The sequence below is a fragment of the Radiobacillus deserti genome (assembly GCF_007301515.1).
Classification (GTDB): domain Bacteria; phylum Bacillota; class Bacilli; order Bacillales; family Amphibacillaceae; genus Radiobacillus; species Radiobacillus deserti.
In genome coordinates, this window is the sequence record NZ_CP041666.1 from 824927 (window position 1) to 841598 (window position 16672).

Sequence of the window (16672 nt, forward strand, 5' to 3'; positions counted from 1 at the left end):
TCTCTGTGGCTTTTTTCGTAAGACACATCCATGAATTACGGTTATAGGTTCAGTGTACATGCTCTCCTTCATACACTTTCAAGTAGGACTGGTATTCCATTTGAGCTACTGGAAAGGGAGGATATGCATGCAGATTCATGTGGTACAACGAGGGGAAACGCTATGGCGAATAGCTCAGACCTATAACTCCTCTACTCAACATATAGTGCAAGCCAACCAAATCCCAGACCCTAACCAGCTGGTGGTAGGGCAGGCATTAGTGATACCGATTTGGGGAAGCTTTTACTGGGTACAACCGGGGGATACATTATGGGCAATAGGGCAGCGGTTCGGGATTCCATATACGACGATTGCTCAAATGAATCAAATCAATCCTAATGCTCCATTACCGATTGGACTCCGTCTCTTTATACCACCTATTCCGAAAAGAAACGCAGAAATTAATGCGTATATCGAGCCGAGAGGAACGACGGTTAGTGACGCTCTGCTACGAGATGCGAGAGCTAGTGCTCCTTATTTGACGTATCTTGCTCCGTTTAGCTATCAAGTAAGAAGAGATGGCACGCTCCAGTCGATGCCTTTAGAAGGAATTCCAGAGATTGCAGAAGAATCGGGAGCTTCCTTAATGATGGTGGTTACGAATTTAGAGGGTGGACAGTTTAGTGGCGAGCTGGGAAAAGATATTCTCCAGAGTCGTGCGGTTCAGGATTTGCTACTCGATAACATTATTGCGGAAGCGAGACGGGTTGGTAAATTTACGGATGTGCACTTTGACTTTGAGTTTTTACCAGGAGACCAACGAGAAGCTTACAACAGCTTTTTACGAAGAGCTGCTGAACGATTGCGCAATGAAGGCTTGTTAATCTCGAGTGCCTTGGCACCAAAGACAAGAGCAGATCAACCTGGTCAATGGTATGAAGCGCATGATTATCGAGCGCACGGTGAGATTGTGGATTTTGTCGTGCTCATGACCTATGAGTGGGGGTATTCGGGTGGTCCTCCGATGGCAGTTTCTCCGATTGGACCGGTAGAAAAGGTGCTGCAGTACGCGCTGACAGAAATGCCAGCCTCTAAAATTATGATGGGTCAAAATCTGTATGGCTATGACTGGACATTGCCTTATGTAGAAGGTGGGCCATACGCTCGGTCCGTTAGTCCACAGCGAGCAATTGAGCTGGCAAAGCAATATGGTGTACCGATACAATACGATGTGCAAGCACAGGCACCGCACTTTGACTATGTAGATGAGCAAGGGAAGTCACACAAAGTATGGTTTGAGGATGCTCGTTCGATACAGGCGAAGTTTGACCTTCTCAAGCGGCTAGGGTTGCGTGGCGTAAGCTATTGGAAGCTTGGCTTGCCGTTTCCGCAGAATTGGTTGTTGATTGCAGAGAATTTTAACGTCGTGAAGCGATAATGATAGGGACACTTCTTTTAAAGAGGTGTCCCCTTTTTGTTCAATCCCTTCGCCAAGCCTTTCCTAAGCAATCATGTTAAAATAAAATCGTTCATAACCTACATCAACAAGAAGGTGTCTTACCTTGAGATTTTTTGAAAAATATAATGTATTACTAATAGGGTTTATCTTTTTTACCGGGATTATGGGGACAAGGCCGTTGATTCCACTACTCGCTAGTCAGCTAGGGGCTAGTGTTGCAGAGATTGGGGTTATCGTGGCGCTGTACCCGTTATTTCCGTTTTTCTTAGCGATTAAAATGGGACAGATTGTCGATCGTGCCGGGTATAAGCGACCAATTGTCGCTAGTACCTTCGTTGGTGCGCTCGCTATTTTACTTCCATTCGTAAATGCGAGTATATGGTCGATTCTCCTTTCACAAATTTTAGCTGGGATTTCGCACACCGTGTTTGCTGTATCTGCGCAAACCTTAGCCAGTGCCAGCAAGTCGCATGATGAACGAGAGAAAAGTATTATGCTGTTCAGTATCGGGGTTGCGCTAGGAAGCTTCTTAGGACCGATGCTTGGAGGGCTTTTTGCAGATATATGGGATTACGCGGTCGCGTTCGGATTGTTAAGTGGTGTTTCGGTGCTCTCCGCATGCTTCACGCTGTTTATTAAGTCGGATTCGCATCGAGAGGCTACGAGAAAGTCGACCAAGCTGAAGCAGTCCTTGTCCTTATTAAAGATTAAAAATCTTCGAGTTGCTTTTTTAGTCAGTATTCTCATTATATTAGGAAAAGACATTTACACGGCTTATTTCCCATTGTTAGGGGTGGAATTTGGTTTATCAGATGCCACGATTGGCTTCATCATTTCTTTAAACGCTGCAGGTGGAATTTTAATTCGTTGGCTGATTCCTTATCTTCTTTCCAATTTTAGTAGAACCAAAATTATCATGGGTTCCATTGTAGTATCAGGTGTATTTTTCTTTGCCTTGCCGTTTTTCGAAAGTGCGATGATTCTGGCGATTTTATCCTTTATAGTCGGGCTTGGCTCAGGACTTGGACAACCATTATCGATTTCAACGACGGCGGATTCACTCCCACAGGATAGAATTGGCGAAGGGCTTGGTTTACGCTTAACGGCTAACCGGCTAACGCAAATTTCTGCTCCGATTCTATTTGGAGCAGTTGCCCATGTAGCGAGTGTTGCTGGTGTCTTCTTTATCGTCGGTGTCCTTACTGTCTTTGGCGGGACGAAAGCAAGAGTGCCGGATGTGTAAAATAGAAGTTTTATGCCAGAAGACCGCTACTTTTTGGCAATTCCATCCTGTTATAATGGGAATAGGAAGTGGGGAGATGTAATGAGAGAAAATATATTAAAAGAGCTAAAAACTATAATCCTTAACGTTCTAAAAGAAGAAAATGTGAAGGTTTATCTTTTTGGTTCCTGGGCTCGCCAGGAGGAAAAGAATAGCTCTGATATCGATATTGCAGTAGAATCGCGTTCCCAAATCTCCCTATCAAAATGGGCGGAATTACTTGAAAAGGTGGAGGAATCCACCATTCCATATCACGTTGACATTGTGAACATGGACGATGCAAGTATGGAATTGAAAGAAAATGTGAGGAAGGAGGGGGTAGAATGGAAAGATTGCAGCAAAGAATAAAATCAGCCGAAAAACCACTATCTGCCTTCTCTGAACTTGTGGATGTAAAAGAACCAACTACTGTTGAGCGTGACGCCCTGATCCAGCGATTCAAGTTCTCATCTGAAATTTGCTTTAAAACTGCCAAGCAGTTCTTATATGATAAAAAGGGAATTGATGCTGCATCGCCTAAGGGAGTAATCAGAAGCTTGAGAGAGAATTCTATCCTGAATGAAGAAGAAGCAATCAAAGGAATTAGAATGGTAGATGACCGGAATTTAACAGTTCATACGTACAATGAGGAAGTTGCACTAAAAATACAGGCTAGCTTAAAAGACTACTATCTATTATTATTGACTATCATAGAACGAATGAAAGCTAGCATTTAAAACACATCCTAAAAAACTAGTTGACAGACAATTCAAACATGCGTTATTGTTAGTAGCAACAAATAAATAAATATTTCTTATCCAGAGAGGTGGAGGGACTGGCCCTTTGAAGCCTCGGCAGCGGACTTTTACAAGTACTGTGCCAATTCCAGTAGCGTATTGCTAGCAGATGAGAAGAGAGACGTTCGGTAATCGAACCCCTTTTCTATTTGTCTAGAAGAGGGGTTTTTTCTATTTCTACTACTAACGAAGAGGAGAGATTTTGATGACGAATACACAAACTGTAAATGAGCTACAGCAAGCACTGCAAACACTAAAAAATAAAAAATGGGTCGACTTAACGCACGCGTTCGGTCCTGATTCCCCACACTTTGCGGCGTTTGAGGATGCCAAGTTCACCCCGCTTTTTACGCATGATGATGGCTTTTTTGTTCAACGTTTTGATTTTCCCGGGCAATATGGAACACACTTAGACGCACCGATTCATTTCATTCGTGGGGATCAACGGTATTTAGAGGATTTGGAATTACAGGAGCTTGTGCTACCGCTAGTCGTGATCGACAAATCGAAAGAAGCACAAGAAAACAATGACTTTACCATATCGGTTCAAGACATCCTAGATTTTGAGAAAAAGCATGGAGAAATTGAAGCAGGAACCTTCGTTGCACTGCGTACAGACTGGAGCAAGCGTTGGCCGGATAGAGCAGCATTTGAAAATAAAGATGAAGAAGGCAATCCACACGCTCCAGGCTGGGGAATCGATGCATTGAAGTTCTTATTCGAAGAACGGAATATTAAAGCAGTTGGACATGAAACGTTCGATACGGACTCTAGTGTCGATGTTCGGAAAAATGGTAGTTTAATAGGTGAATATTACGTACTAGAGCAGGATACGTATCAAGTCGAGCTGTTAACCAATCTAGATCAATTACCTGCGAAGGGTGCAGTTATTTTTAACATCGTACCGAAGCCGGAAAAAGCAACAGGGTTCCCTGTTCGCTCCTTTGCAATCCTGCCATAATTAAACGATAAAGGATGGATATCACATGACAAAAACATTAGTTGGCGCACCATTTAAAGCAGATCACGTAGGTAGTTTATTACGTTCGGAACGATTACACCAAGCTCGACTTGATTTTAAAGAAGGGAAAATAACAAAGGAAGCACTCCGTTCCGTGGAAACCGAGGAAATTAAACGAATCGTGGACAAGCAAGTTGAGGTAGGACTTGAAGCGGTTACCGACGGGGAATTCCGTCGTTCCTGGTGGCATATCGATTTTCTAGAAAATTTAAATGGCTTCGAAGGATATGTTCCAGAGGCTGGAATCAAGTTTGCGGATGAAGAAACCGAGCCGTATGATGTTCGAAATGTCGGGAAAATTTCTTTTAACACAGATCATCCGTTCGTAAAAGATTTCATCGATTTTAAGGAGATTGTAGGCGGACGTGCAGTAGCGAAGCAAACGATTCCGAGTCCGAACCAGCTTTTCCATAGAGGGATTCGCAATCCTGAGGTGTACCCGAATCTAGATGATTACGCGAATGACATTATTGCGGCGTACAAGGATGCGGTACAGGCTTTCTATGATGCAGGCTGTCGTTACCTGCAGTTTGATGATGTGTATATTGCTGGTTTAAATACCGATCACCTCTTTGCATATGAAGAGTTAACTAGACAGGAGCTGATTGACTTAGCATTACGTGTGGTCAATGAGGTGCTTGAAGCAAAGCCTGAGGATTTAGTGATTACGACACATCTTTGTCGTGGGAACTATAAATCAACTTGGGCGTTTGAAGGAAGCTATGCCCATATTGCACCGACGTTATTTGCGAAGGAAAAAGTGGACGGATTTTTCTTAGAGTATGACGATGATCGCTCGGGTGACTTTAAGCCATTGAATCAAATCCCTGAAGGTGGCCCACAAGTGGTACTCGGCTTGTTCACTTCCAAGTTTGGGGAGTTAGAGGATGAAACGTTAATTAAGGAACGTGTAGAGGAAGCGACCCAATTTGTACCGAAGGAGCAGCTTTGTTTAAGCCCGCAATGTGGGTTCGCTTCCACGCATCATGGTAACAAGCTTACTGAAGAACAGCAGTGGGAAAAGTTGAAGTATATTGTGGATCTATCGAAGGAGCTTTTGAAATAGGGAAGGTAAGGGGGGGGGTCCGATGGATTTCTTCCTTTTTTATGTTATTTTCTACATTCCGTATTTTACAAAGTATGGTAATGTATGGTACAGAATATAGATAAGGGGTAACCACTTTTAGAAGGAGTGATACTCATTTCTAAAAAACAAAGAATTATTTGGGGGATTTTCTATATTCTGATCCTTCCTGTACCGTTGCTTATTTTTTATGGAAACCAGATTCTTGGATTAGTGGGGGCTGGGTTTCTTCTCGTGTTTGCCTATTTAATATTCTTTAGAGAGAACTCTGAATAGTAGGGGACTCCACCCTGGGAGTTGGAGTGCTAACTAACTCTCAGGGCAATTATCCTTCCTTCATTCCATACAACCCTTTATTAATCAACTGACTGATTACTTCCGCCATGTCCGTAGTCGACTTATCCATTCCATTATTAAGCCAGCTTTTAATCACATGAATACTCCCACTGATAACAAACGTACTCAAATATTTGGAGTCGTTACCCGTTAGTGTGGAGCCGGGCCAATGTTGTTGAAAAACCTCTTGGGCGAAACGCATCACTTTTTTCTGGAACGTCGTATCATTTTCCTCACTAAAAAGGGTGCGGCATACCTCATGCTTGGATGCAAAGTAATCGATTAGCTTTTCAATGATGTGAAAAGCATCCTCCTCTTTCACTAAATGGTATTGGTTTAAGTATCCGGTCATATCTTCAATAATTTCATCTTCTATTTTATCGAGCAGGTCATATTGATCCGCATAATGCGCATAAAAGGTCGAACGATTAATGTCTGCCAATTCGCATATTTCTTTTACCGTAATCGCTGATATTTGCTTTTCCTTTAATAGCTCAATAAGGCTATCCTTTAAAACCATTCTCGTATATTTTTTACGCCTGTCTAATTTCGATGTCATGTTTTCTCCCCCTAAATTTTGCGGTTTGGCAACATAAGTGGTGGATGTGTTGGGCAACTCACAGATAATACTAAACTGTTTGTTGAATAGACAACACCGTGTCCATATAATGATAAAGTGTACCGAATATATTGGCAAGAGAGGGTGAGATCGAATACAAATTTCAGCTAGAATTATTAAACACAAAAAGGCTGTTGCGATTACGTTTATGGTCCTAACCATCCTTTGTGCGTTGGCGCAGTTTACGGTATCCGTAAACTATGACATGAAGGATTATTTGCCAGAGGATGCACCATCGACGATGGCAATGGACATTATGAGAGAAGAATTTGACGGTAGTGTTCCAACCAATAGGGTCATGATGAAAGACATGACGATACAGGAAGCGCTAGCGTTTAAAGAAAAGCTAGCTGCCATGGATGGTGTGTCCGATGTGACGTGGTTGGATGATTCCATTGATATAAAAGCGCCACTCGAAATGGCGGATCAAGAGGTTGTAGAAACCTACTATAAAGATAACAATGCGCTATTTTCCTTCAGTATTCGGGAAGGAGAGGAAGTGGCGATAACCGATGCCATTTATGAACTCATTGGCGAAGATAATGCATTGGCTGGGGAATCGTTGAACACGGCGACTCAACAGAAGATGGCTGGAAAAGAATCGATGTACGCAGGGGCGTTGTTAGTTCCGATTATCATCCTTATTTTAGTCCTCTCCACTACGTCATGGGTGGAGCCGTTGCTTTTCTTAACAGCGATTGGTGTTTCCGTTTTAATCAACATGGGAACGAACATGTTCCTTGGCGAAGTATCGTTCGTCACACAATCGGTCGCACCGATTTTACAGCTCGCTGTCTCGCTCGATTACGCGATTTTCTTGCTACATAGCTTTTCCGATTTTCGAAAACGAGTAGCGGATCCACAGGAAGCGATGCAGCGTGCGATGAAAAAATCATTCTCTGCGATTACAGCTAGTGCGTCGACGACTTTCTTCGGATTTATCGCCTTATCCTTTATGAACTTTGAGATCGGGGCAGATTTAGGAATTAATCTCGTAAAAGGGATTTTACTTAGCTTCATTAGTGTCATGGTGTTTTTACCTGCCTTAACACTCATGTGCTATAAATGGATTGATAAAACGAAGCATAAGCCTTTACTTCCTACGATTCGGAATAAAGGGAAATTCGTTGTAAAGCTACGTGTTCCAAGCTTGATTCTCGTATTTTTACTTATTGTTCCTGCCTTTTTGGCGCAGAGTCAGACGAATTTTATCTATGGGATAGGGGAGCAACCAGAAAATACGAGAGCGGGTAGTGACTTAGCGGAAATCAATGAACACTTTGAGAAAAGCACTCCAATGGTTTTACTTGTGCCAAGAGGAGATATTGCAAAAGAAGAAGAGCTCGTCCAGGATTTAGAGGATATTGAGCATGTGACGAGCGTACTCGCGTATGTAAAAACCGTGGGGAGTGCGATTCCTCCAGAGTATTTGGAACAAGAAGCAACGGAGCAATTTTATTCGGATGACTATAGTCGCCTTATTCTTCAGACGAATACGAAAAGTGAGGGCGAAGAAGCGTTCGGTCTGATTGAAGAGGTGCATCGAACAGCTGAGGACTATTATGGAGAAGAGGTTTACTCGGTTGGGGAAAGTGTGACCTTATATGATATTAAAAACACGGTGCAAAGAGACAACAAGCTAGTAAATATGCTGACCATTGTGACGGTAGCGTTTGTTCTGTTCGTTACCTTTCGATCCATATTAATTCCGGTCATTCTACTGCTGACGATCCAATCCGCCGTGTGGATGAACTTATCGGTTCCATACTTTACGGATTCTTCTTTAGTGTATGTCGGCTACTTACTTATCAGTATTATTCAGCTGGCAGCAACGGTGGACTACGCGATTCTCTTAACGGATGCATATAAAGAGGATCGGAAGGAAATGTCTGCACTTCAAGCCATTAAGAAAACGATGGATGAGAAGGTGTTTGCGATTGGAATTTCTGCTTCGATTCTATCCAGTGTAGGGTTCATTTTATGGATTACCTCGTCCAATCCGATTGTGTCCTCCATCGGCCTTTTACTTGGAAGAGGTGCGTTACTTTCCTTTATCATGGTCGTGTTCTTTTTACCAGCTATGCTGTTGCTCTGTGATACATGGATTCGAAAAACAACCTGGAAAGCAAACTTTTTTAAGGAGAGAGGATAATGATACGGATAAGAAAGGTTCTACTCGTCTTTTTGACAATCATGCTCGTGCTGCCGTCTCTTCTTGTATCGGCAGCTTCGGATGAGAAGGACTCAAAAGACGAACCGACAGGAAAAGGGTCATATTCCTCTAAGGATGAAGTGGTGTATGGGAAGCTAACGGCAAATGGCGATACGAAGGATGCTTATGTCGTGAACGTTTTTCATGTAGAAGAAGCCGGACAAATCCTAGATTACGGTTCATACACTACTTTAAAGAACTTAACGAATACATCCGAATTAGTACAAACGAATAATCAAGTGGAATTTGCAGCCCCAGAGGGGAAATTTTATTACCAAGGAAACATGAACGAACAGCCTTTACCCTGGGATATAACGATTACGTATCTATTGGATGGAAAGGAAATCGAACCAGAAGCGTTAGCAGGGAAAGACGGCCATGTGAAAATAATCATTACGACGTCGGAAAATGAGGACGTGGATTCTGTATTCTTCGAGAACTATTTATTACAGGTTTCACTTTCTCTCAATTTGGATCTGTTTCAACACATTGAAGCTCCAGACGGGATGCTTGCTAATGCAGGGAAAAACAAGCAAGTATCCTTTACGGTAATGCCGGAGAAAGAGGAAAAGCTTGTGGTGGAAGCAGATGTCGTAGATTTTGAATTGCAAGGCATCGATATCTCTGCTGTTCCATCCTCGATGCCAATTGATTCCCCAAATATAGAGAATATGACGGGGGACCTAGAAACGTTATCGGACGCTATTCAAGATGTGAATGATGGTGTAGCAGAGCTAGAAAACGGCGTGGTGGAACTGAACAACGGAGTGAAGGAATTACGTTCGGGCTCTGCACAATATAAAGATGGAATGTCCGCCATCGATGCATCCTCTTCCGAGTTAGTGAACGGTTCTCAGAGTATTAGACAAGCGTTGGAGCAAATAAATGCCTCTCTCGCGAATAGCTCAGAGGATATGAACATGGGGGATATGAAACAGCTTGGAGAGCAACTAGAACAAATTGCAAATAGTTTACAGAACACGTCTAAAGACTTGAGTAGCTTGAAAGAAAGCTATGCGAAGGATTATGGCAGATTAAGCAGAGCGATTGAAGACATACCTAATAGTGAGCTTACGCAAGCAGAAAAAAATCAGCTTTATAGCAGTAGTGCAAACCGCTCGGTGGTGGATCAACTTATCCAAACGCACGAGGCTGCACAAGCTGTTAAGGAGACTTATTTTGCTGTGAAACAAAACCTTGCAGCAGTCACTGGAAAGCTAGAGAAAGCTAGTGCTTCTTTAACAACGATGGCTCGTAATCTAGAGGGAATCGCCGGCATGCTGACGTCTCCACCAGAAGGGGCTGATTTGGCTCAATCCCTAAGCAAACTGCAGGGTGGTATCGATCAGCTAGCTTCCCAGTATAGGGGATTCCATTCGGGCTTGATCGAGTACACTGGTGGCGTTCATCAATTATCTAGCTCCTATGTAGAGATGCACCAAGGCATTTCCCAACTTGCAGGTGGTACAGGAGAATTAGAGAACGGTGTAAGCGAGCTTCATGATGGAACCTCAGAACTAGCGGTGTCCACGAATGATTTGCCAAACGAAATGAAAAAAGAAGTCAATGAAATGATGGCCAAATACGATAATTCTGATTTCAAAGCCGTATCTTTTGTTTCTCCTAAAAATGAAAAGATTAATTCCGTTCAATTTGTGTTGAAAACGGAAAGTATTGAACAAGAGGAGAAGGAAGAGACAGAAGAAGCGGTGGAAGAAGAGAAAGGCTTCTGGGATAAGTTATTAGATTTATTTAGATAAAATGAGAAATTGCCAGTTCACAGATGATGTGAGCTGGCATCTTTGTTTTTATCTAAGCTTGGGTAAATAGAACGGATTAGGTCGGTGTCTGTTTTCTGCAAATGAATCATTAGTTTTGTCACATACTAGTAGAAGCTAATTTTTAAAGGAGTTGGCAAAGTAATGAATCCTATAAAAAGAGTGGAACTTGAAAAGAAAAATAATCAATCGAATGGATACATGTTGGTAGTCTATTTAGATGACCACTTAACAGAGTTTGCGGATGAATTAGGAAGTGTTCCCGAGACAAAGCAAAGCTTAACTGCCACAGTTAAGCAAATTCTACAAGTACGTTATTCAAATGTACGCGTTACAATGGTCAAGGTGATACTAAGCGGTGCCGTCGTTACGACTATTCCGATGATGAATGATCAGAATACTGTTGAAGCGGAATCCAATGAGGTAACCTCTGAAGTCACTACGGAGTCGTCTGTTTTTTATACGGTGGTGAGTGGTGACTCGCTATGGACGATTTCCAGAAAGTTTAACAGTTCTGTTGATCAGATTAAACGAGCCAATAACCTACAAACGAATTCATTGTTGGTAAACCAACGATTGGTTATTCCGAAAGCGATTCATACGGTCGGAGTTGGGGACTATCTAACTGTTTTAGCGAGAGACTATGGAGTATCCGTAGATGCGATAAAAATAGCAAATGGTTTAAAAACAGATTCCACAGCACTAGGGCAAACCTTAGTTATCCCGTTGTTAATTACAAATACATCGTCTCCAGAGGCGGTTGGAGAGCCAAAACCAGAAGGGTCGACGTACACCGTTGTAACCGGAGATAGCCTATCTGTTATCGCAAAACGTTATAACGTGTCTGTGGATGAGCTACGCAAAGTGAATAGGTTAACTTCCGATATCATAACCGTTGGTCAAGTACTGACTATCCCGAATGGCGCCATGAAAGTAGTAGAGCAACAACTAACAGTTCCTAGGATAAATACGAGCAATTATACAGTGAAAGCAGGAGATAGTCTGTCCGTTATAGCGAAAAATTTTGGAACGACAGTAGATGCTTTACGGAAGGAAAACAATTTATCGGGCGATTTTTTATCTGTTGGACAAACACTCAAGGTACCGATAAATGAAACGAAATCGGAGGAGCATACCTCAACTATCTATACGGTTGTATCTGGAGATAGTCTCTCGGTCATTGCAAAGCGTTTTAATGTCTCTCTCGATGGACTACGCCGTGTTAACGGTTTAACTTCAGATGTATTGCAGATCGGACAGGTGTTATCCATACCACCTGGAAGTAATCCTTCTATTGAAGAACCAGCTCAGCCTAGAGAGAATACTAGTGATTACATTGTTCAATCTGGTGATAGCTTGTCCGTCATCGCCAAGCGCTATGGTATATCGCTAGAAGCATTGAAAACAGCGAATCAGCTAACGTCCGATGTTATCAGGGTTGGACAACGATTAACTATTCGAACAGACGCTGCACCTATGACGGAGTCCACACAAGAAAAACGAACTACTTTTGTCTATTCCGTACATTACGGGGATAGCTTGTCGGTGATTGCGAAACGGTTTTCCGTTCCGATTGACGATATCCGTATCGCAAACGGACTAACAAGTGATAACTTGCGAGTGGGTCAAGCACTAACCATTCCTAATGGCTTAAATGCTTCGGCACAAGGAGAGACAAACACCATTACGTATAGGACTCATACGGTACAAGCGGGAGATAATATCTGGAATCTAAGTACTCGATATGGTATCCCGCAACAAGAACTATTACGTGCCAATAATCTTACATCAACGAGTATGCTTTCGATTGGACAAACCTTGAAGATTCCTGTACACCATATTGCGACAAAGCCAGTGGTAAGTGATAGACATGGAGAATATTTGGACTGGTGGACGGAAGCGCAATATGTATTTCCTATAGGAAAAAATGCAAAAGTAACCGATTTTGTAACAGGGAAAAGCTTTATGATAAAGCGAACCATTGGAGCGAACCATGCAGATTCTGAAACATTAACGGTTACAGACTCCAATACGGCGAAATCTATTTGGGGCGAATACTCTTGGACACCGCGAGCTGTTATTCTAGAAGTGGATGGGAGAAAGCTTGCCGCAAGCATGAGCTTTATGCCACATGATCAAGACTATGTGAAGAATAACGGCATATCTGGCCACTTTGACGTGTACTTTGGGAATAGCATTAGACATGTGGATGGCAAACCAGACTCCTCACACCAGGCTCAGGTGGAAAAAGCGGCAGGGATTCGCTAAGTTCATCCATTCTGCCTAAAACTATTATCCCATAAACTCGTTTGGGCCCATCTTTTTCACTTCCTTTGCCTTATATACAAAGGTATCTATTCACTCTATCATTAATGTAAGCTTTTACATTTTGTTATAAAAAGGAGGAAGAGGAATGAAACGGAAATGGGTTTATATTACGCTATCCGCAATGGTCTCTACATCTTTTTTAACAACGACAGACAATCAAGTAGAAGCAAGTAGAAAAACAGGCTCCACGATTGAAAAGTCGGAGATGAAGCAAACACAAGAAAATAGATTTTCACACTTTGGCTGGGGAACACCAGGGCCGACTTCTCCTATCTTACATCCTGGTTCTATCATAGGTGCTGGCATGATAGCAAAGCCACTGAAGGAAATCGATTCGGTGATGACGGACATGATTAAAGAGGACGTTATGCCAGGCGCCGTGACCTTTGTCGCGCGTAGAGGACATATTGTACAGCACGAAGCCTATGGGGATGCCGTTCTTTATAAGAATGATGAAGGAGAAAAAGTGGACAATCCTATTGAAATGAAAAAGGATACTATTTTTGATGTGGCTTCTTTGAGTAAAATCTTTACGACAATTGCAGCGATGAAGTTATATGAGGATGGAAAATTTGAACTAGATGATCCAGTAGCGGAATATATTCCGGAATTTGCGGAAAATGGCAAAGAGGATGTAACCATCCGTCAATTGATGACGCACACATCCGGTTTCAAAGCGTGGGTGTCGTTGTACACGATTGGCGAGAACAAGCAGGATCGAATTGATTATGTGCTGCAGTATCCTCTCGATAATGAACCAGGCTCCACGTACACCTATAGTGACTTAAATATGATTACTTTAGGTGTATTGATTGAGCGGCTCTCCGGTATGAGTCTGGATCAGTTTGTAAAAGAAGAAATAACCGATCCTCTCCACATGAAGGACACCATGTATAATCCCTCCGCAAAGTATAAGCACCGCATTGCAGCAACCGAGTACCAGACTTGGACCAATCGTGGGCTAGTATGGGGAGAGGTTCATGATGAAAATGCTTGGTCGCTTGGTGGTGTAGCTGGACATGCTGGTGTCTTTTCGACAGCAAGCGATTTAGCAAAGCTAGGTCATATGATTATCAATGACGGGCGCTACGGCAAGACTAGAATTCTGAAGCCTGAAACCGTCGAGCTTCTCGTAGAAAATCAAATCCCTGAGTTTCCTGGCGATGAGCATGGGCTAGGCTGGGAAGTTGGACAAGGCTGGTATATGGATGCCCTGTCTGGAGCTTCTACAGTTGGTCACACTGGATACACGGGAACTTCGATTGTCATTGATCGAAGCAATGATACCGTTGCGATCTTGCTGACGAATCGCGTTCATCCAACGAGAGAGACTGTGTCTACGAACCCAGCAAGAAGACAATTCGCTAGACAGGTAGCAGATGCGATTCCTGTGGATGTTCCGTTTTGGAAGAAGACTTGGTTCTCTGGCTATGGAGACGGAGCAGACAAGCAGCTCGTTGCAGAAGTGAATGTGAAAAAAGCTAGTACACTGTCCTTTGATACGTGGTATCGAATAGAGCCTGGCTATGACTTCGGAAGGATTCAAGTCTCTAGTGACGGAGAGTCATGGTCTACCGTTGGGGAGTCCTATACAGGATTCAGTAATGGCTGGGTTGACCAGGAAGTGACAATCCCACATGGATCAAAATTTGTGCGTTTTACTTACGAGACAGATTCTTCTACAAATGGGCGAGGCTGGTACGTGTCCGATGTGAAGTTGAATCATCATAAATTGAACTTCTCAAGTGAGGAATGGTCGATTAGAAATTACTAATGGAAGAGAACCTTATGATAAAATAAAAGCATACAGCAATCCAGAGAGTGTTACTCACGAGTAACACTCTTTTTTTGTACAAAAGTACGTATTGGTAACGGTGAGGACATAGTTATTTAAAAAGTATCGAACAAAATGGCCGTATGGGAGGTCTAATAGGCAAATGGGGAAAAGGAGGGTTCTATGGAAACAGTCAGACGTGCGATGAACGGAGATGACGAGGCGTTTTATAGTCTAATCCAAGAGAATAAGTCCACGCTATACCGAACTGCTTTTGCGTACACAAAGAATGAACATGATGCGATAGATATTGTACAGGAAGCGGTGTATAAGGCGTACATTTCTCTAGGAAAGCTTAAAGAACCAGATTACTTCCACACATGGTTAACTAGAATCTTAATCAACTGTGCCATAGATTTTTTACGAAAGAAAAAACGAGTAATCCCATTCGATGAGCCATTGCCTGAATCTGTCACTTCCAACGGGGTGCTCGAACAGAAACCGGTGGAGGATACGATGGATTTACTACAAGCGGTTGCGAACTTAAACGAGAAGTATAAGACCGTAATTATTCTAAAATATTATCGGGATTTACCTTTAAAGCAAATAGCAGAGATATTGGATTGTCCAATTGGTACGGTGAAATCACGTTTAAACATGGCGTTGAAGAAGCTACGTATTAACTTAGAGGAGGATTGGGTCTATGAGTGAAGAATTGCAAAGGTGGAAAACGGATTTAGAGCAGATTGCTATACCTAGTGAGCTCGATGCTGCCATCGAACAAGCTATGTATAAGGGGAAAGTAGAGAAAACAGAAAAGACTTTTAAAAAGTCTAGAATCAGTAAATGGAAACAATGGGCGTCTATTGCCGTCGCCAGTGTTGTCTTGATAACCGGGTTAGTCTTCTCCTTATCTCCTGAAACGAGAGCATGGGGAAATGAAAAGCTCGAGCAGATTACACATCTATGGAAAATAGTGGCCACAGAAGATGGCTATGAAGTACAGAAGGAAGAACGAACCTATCTGTCTAGTGAGCTCCCAACAACTAAAATAGGAAATGTCGAGGAGGTAGAGAAAGAGGTAGGATTTCCAATTACACTTCCTTCCTATGTCCCATCAGGTTCTTATTTATCAGAAGACAAGATACAAGTTATTGATGGAAGAATGGTATATGTAAGTTATAGAGTCGACCCTTTGAATAATGCTTTCCTTGCGGATGATGAGCGCAGCTGGGCTTTGTATGTAGAAAAAAATCCTAATCTGGAAATGATAAAGAAGCAATATCATGTGGAAACTATTAAGATAAAAAATACAGAAGCATTAGTGGTGACCAAACCAGTATTGGAAGGACATGTAACAGATGAAGACAAACCTAAAATAACAAAAACAAATAAATATATAATCATAAACGATGAAGGTGTTTTTTACACGATTGTCGGTTTAAAAATGGATTATCAAATCAAGGTTGCAGAATCGATATTGGAAGAGGGATAGCATCCAAACTCCTTACTGGTTTTTACACCGGTAAGGAGTTTTATATTACGTAAAGCCGAAGGATTGATTATGCTACAATGGATTCAAAAGTGACGAAAGGAATGTAGACATGCCAGTCTATCAAAAATTAGTTCGAGACTGTATCCCCAAAATCATTGAACAATCGGGAAAAGCATATAAGATAGAACGTCTGGATGAAAAAGAGTACACACTAGCGCTTCAAAAAAAGCTACAAGAAGAAGTAAAGGAGTATTTAGAAGCGGAGCATGATGCGCATGGCTTAGAAGAATTAGCAGACATCCTTGAATTGTTGCATGGGCTGGCCAAAACGCATGATGCCACGATTGAAAGAGTGGAAGAGATTCGTCAGGAAAAAGCTAGAAGTCGCGGTAGCTTTGATGAACGGATTTTTCTTATTGAGGTTGAGGATTAAAGCAAACGAAGCTTTTGTTTGATTTATTTTTTAAAAGATATAGAAGAAATGAAACAAAAAAATAGGAATCCACCTATTAGGATTCCTATCATGATT

The 16672-nt window shown here is 42.2% G+C and carries 14 protein-coding genes and 1 riboswitch; of the genes, 13 read left to right on the plus strand and 1 reads right to left on the minus strand.

Annotated elements, in window-relative coordinates:
- The first annotated feature begins 127 nt into the window (after positions 1–127).
- The 6 genes from FN924_RS04450 (at position 128) to FN924_RS04475 (ending at position 5583) form a co-directional block, all read left to right on the plus strand.
- Complete coding sequence (locus FN924_RS04450; RefSeq protein WP_143892239.1) at positions 128–1417, plus strand: glycoside hydrolase family 18 protein; 1290 nt, start codon at positions 128–130, stop codon at positions 1415–1417.
- Between the two features lie 124 nt (positions 1418–1541).
- Positions 1542–2681, plus strand: coding sequence for an MFS transporter (locus FN924_RS04455; protein ID WP_143892240.1), 1140 nt, complete (start codon positions 1542–1544; stop codon positions 2679–2681).
- Positions 2682–2762: 81 nt separating this feature from the next.
- On the plus strand, positions 2763–3068 hold the full coding sequence (locus FN924_RS04460; RefSeq protein WP_228409570.1) for a nucleotidyltransferase family protein: 306 nt from the start codon (positions 2763–2765) through the stop codon (positions 3066–3068).
- Positions 3044–3436, plus strand: a complete 393-nt coding sequence (locus tag FN924_RS04465) for an HI0074 family nucleotidyltransferase substrate-binding subunit (RefSeq protein ID WP_143892242.1) — start codon at positions 3044–3046, stop codon at positions 3434–3436. Before FN924_RS04460 ends, FN924_RS04465 begins: the two co-directional genes overlap by 25 nt.
- A gap of 74 nt (positions 3437–3510) precedes the next feature.
- A riboswitch (SAM riboswitch) is annotated at positions 3511–3612 on the plus strand.
- A gap of 89 nt (positions 3613–3701) precedes the next feature.
- Positions 3702–4457: a cyclase family protein gene (locus FN924_RS04470; RefSeq protein ID WP_143892243.1), complete on the plus strand. Its 756-nt coding sequence runs from the start codon at positions 3702–3704 to the stop codon at positions 4455–4457.
- Positions 4458–4482: 25 nt separating this feature from the next.
- A complete protein-coding gene (locus FN924_RS04475) occupies positions 4483–5583 on the plus strand; it encodes a 5-methyltetrahydropteroyltriglutamate--homocysteine S-methyltransferase (RefSeq protein WP_143892244.1) in 1101 nt (366 codons plus the stop codon).
- A gap of 343 nt (positions 5584–5926) precedes the next feature.
- On the opposite strand, the gene FN924_RS04480 is transcribed toward FN924_RS04475, so the two are convergent.
- Complete coding sequence (locus tag FN924_RS04480) at positions 5927–6496, minus strand: TetR/AcrR family transcriptional regulator (RefSeq protein ID WP_143892245.1); 570 nt, start codon at positions 6494–6496, stop codon at positions 5927–5929.
- A gap of 208 nt (positions 6497–6704) precedes the next feature.
- Between FN924_RS04480 and FN924_RS04485 the strand changes: the two genes are divergently transcribed.
- From FN924_RS04485 to FN924_RS04515, 7 genes are all read left to right on the plus strand, one after another.
- A complete protein-coding gene (locus tag FN924_RS04485) occupies positions 6705–8708 on the plus strand; it encodes an efflux RND transporter permease subunit (protein WP_143892246.1) in 2004 nt (667 codons plus the stop codon).
- On the plus strand, positions 8708–10528 hold the full coding sequence (locus FN924_RS04490) for a YhgE/Pip domain-containing protein (RefSeq protein WP_143892247.1): 1821 nt from the start codon (positions 8708–8710) through the stop codon (positions 10526–10528). The genes FN924_RS04485 and FN924_RS04490 overlap by 1 nt, the downstream gene beginning before the upstream one ends.
- Positions 10529–10690: 162 nt before the next feature.
- Positions 10691–12814, plus strand: coding sequence for a LysM peptidoglycan-binding domain-containing protein (locus tag FN924_RS04495; RefSeq protein WP_143892248.1), 2124 nt, complete (start codon positions 10691–10693; stop codon positions 12812–12814).
- A 145-nt stretch (positions 12815–12959) separates the two neighbouring features.
- Entirely contained in the window at positions 12960–14648 is a 1689-nt protein-coding gene (locus FN924_RS04500) for a serine hydrolase domain-containing protein (protein WP_143892249.1), read from the plus strand.
- A 183-nt stretch (positions 14649–14831) separates the two neighbouring features.
- Positions 14832–15359: a sigma-70 family RNA polymerase sigma factor gene (locus tag FN924_RS04505; RefSeq protein WP_143892250.1), complete on the plus strand. Its 528-nt coding sequence runs from the start codon at positions 14832–14834 to the stop codon at positions 15357–15359.
- Positions 15352–16143, plus strand: coding sequence for a hypothetical protein (locus tag FN924_RS04510; RefSeq protein WP_143892251.1), 792 nt, complete (start codon positions 15352–15354; stop codon positions 16141–16143). The genes FN924_RS04505 and FN924_RS04510 overlap by 8 nt, the downstream gene beginning before the upstream one ends.
- Positions 16144–16252: 109 nt before the next feature.
- Positions 16253–16576, plus strand: a complete 324-nt coding sequence (locus FN924_RS04515; protein ID WP_143892252.1) for a nucleoside triphosphate pyrophosphohydrolase — start codon at positions 16253–16255, stop codon at positions 16574–16576.
- Positions 16577–16672 lie beyond the last annotated feature (96 nt).

Coding starts and splice junctions, on each gene's coding strand:
- FN924_RS04450 (WP_143892239.1), top strand. CDS start 128: ATGCAGATTCATGTGGTACAACGAGGGGAAACGCTATGGCGAATAGCT.
- FN924_RS04460 (WP_228409570.1), top strand. CDS start 2,763: ATGAGAGAAAATATATTAAAAGAGCTAAAAACTATAATCCTTAACGTT.
- FN924_RS04465 (WP_143892242.1), top strand. CDS start 3,044: ATGGAAAGATTGCAGCAAAGAATAAAATCAGCCGAAAAACCACTATCT.
- FN924_RS04470 (WP_143892243.1), top strand. CDS start 3,702: ATGACGAATACACAAACTGTAAATGAGCTACAGCAAGCACTGCAAACA.
- FN924_RS04475 (WP_143892244.1), top strand. CDS start 4,483: ATGACAAAAACATTAGTTGGCGCACCATTTAAAGCAGATCACGTAGGT.
- FN924_RS04480 (WP_143892245.1), bottom strand. CDS start 6,496: ATGACATCGAAATTAGACAGGCGTAAAAAATATACGAGAATGGTTTTA.
- FN924_RS04485 (WP_143892246.1), top strand. CDS start 6,705: ATGGTCCTAACCATCCTTTGTGCGTTGGCGCAGTTTACGGTATCCGTA.
- FN924_RS04490 (WP_143892247.1), top strand. CDS start 8,708: ATGATACGGATAAGAAAGGTTCTACTCGTCTTTTTGACAATCATGCTC.
- FN924_RS04495 (WP_143892248.1), top strand. CDS start 10,691: ATGAATCCTATAAAAAGAGTGGAACTTGAAAAGAAAAATAATCAATCG.
- FN924_RS04500 (WP_143892249.1), top strand. CDS start 12,960: ATGAAACGGAAATGGGTTTATATTACGCTATCCGCAATGGTCTCTACA.
- FN924_RS04505 (WP_143892250.1), top strand. CDS start 14,832: ATGGAAACAGTCAGACGTGCGATGAACGGAGATGACGAGGCGTTTTAT.
- FN924_RS04510 (WP_143892251.1), top strand. CDS start 15,352: ATGAGTGAAGAATTGCAAAGGTGGAAAACGGATTTAGAGCAGATTGCT.
- FN924_RS04515 (WP_143892252.1), top strand. CDS start 16,253: ATGCCAGTCTATCAAAAATTAGTTCGAGACTGTATCCCCAAAATCATT.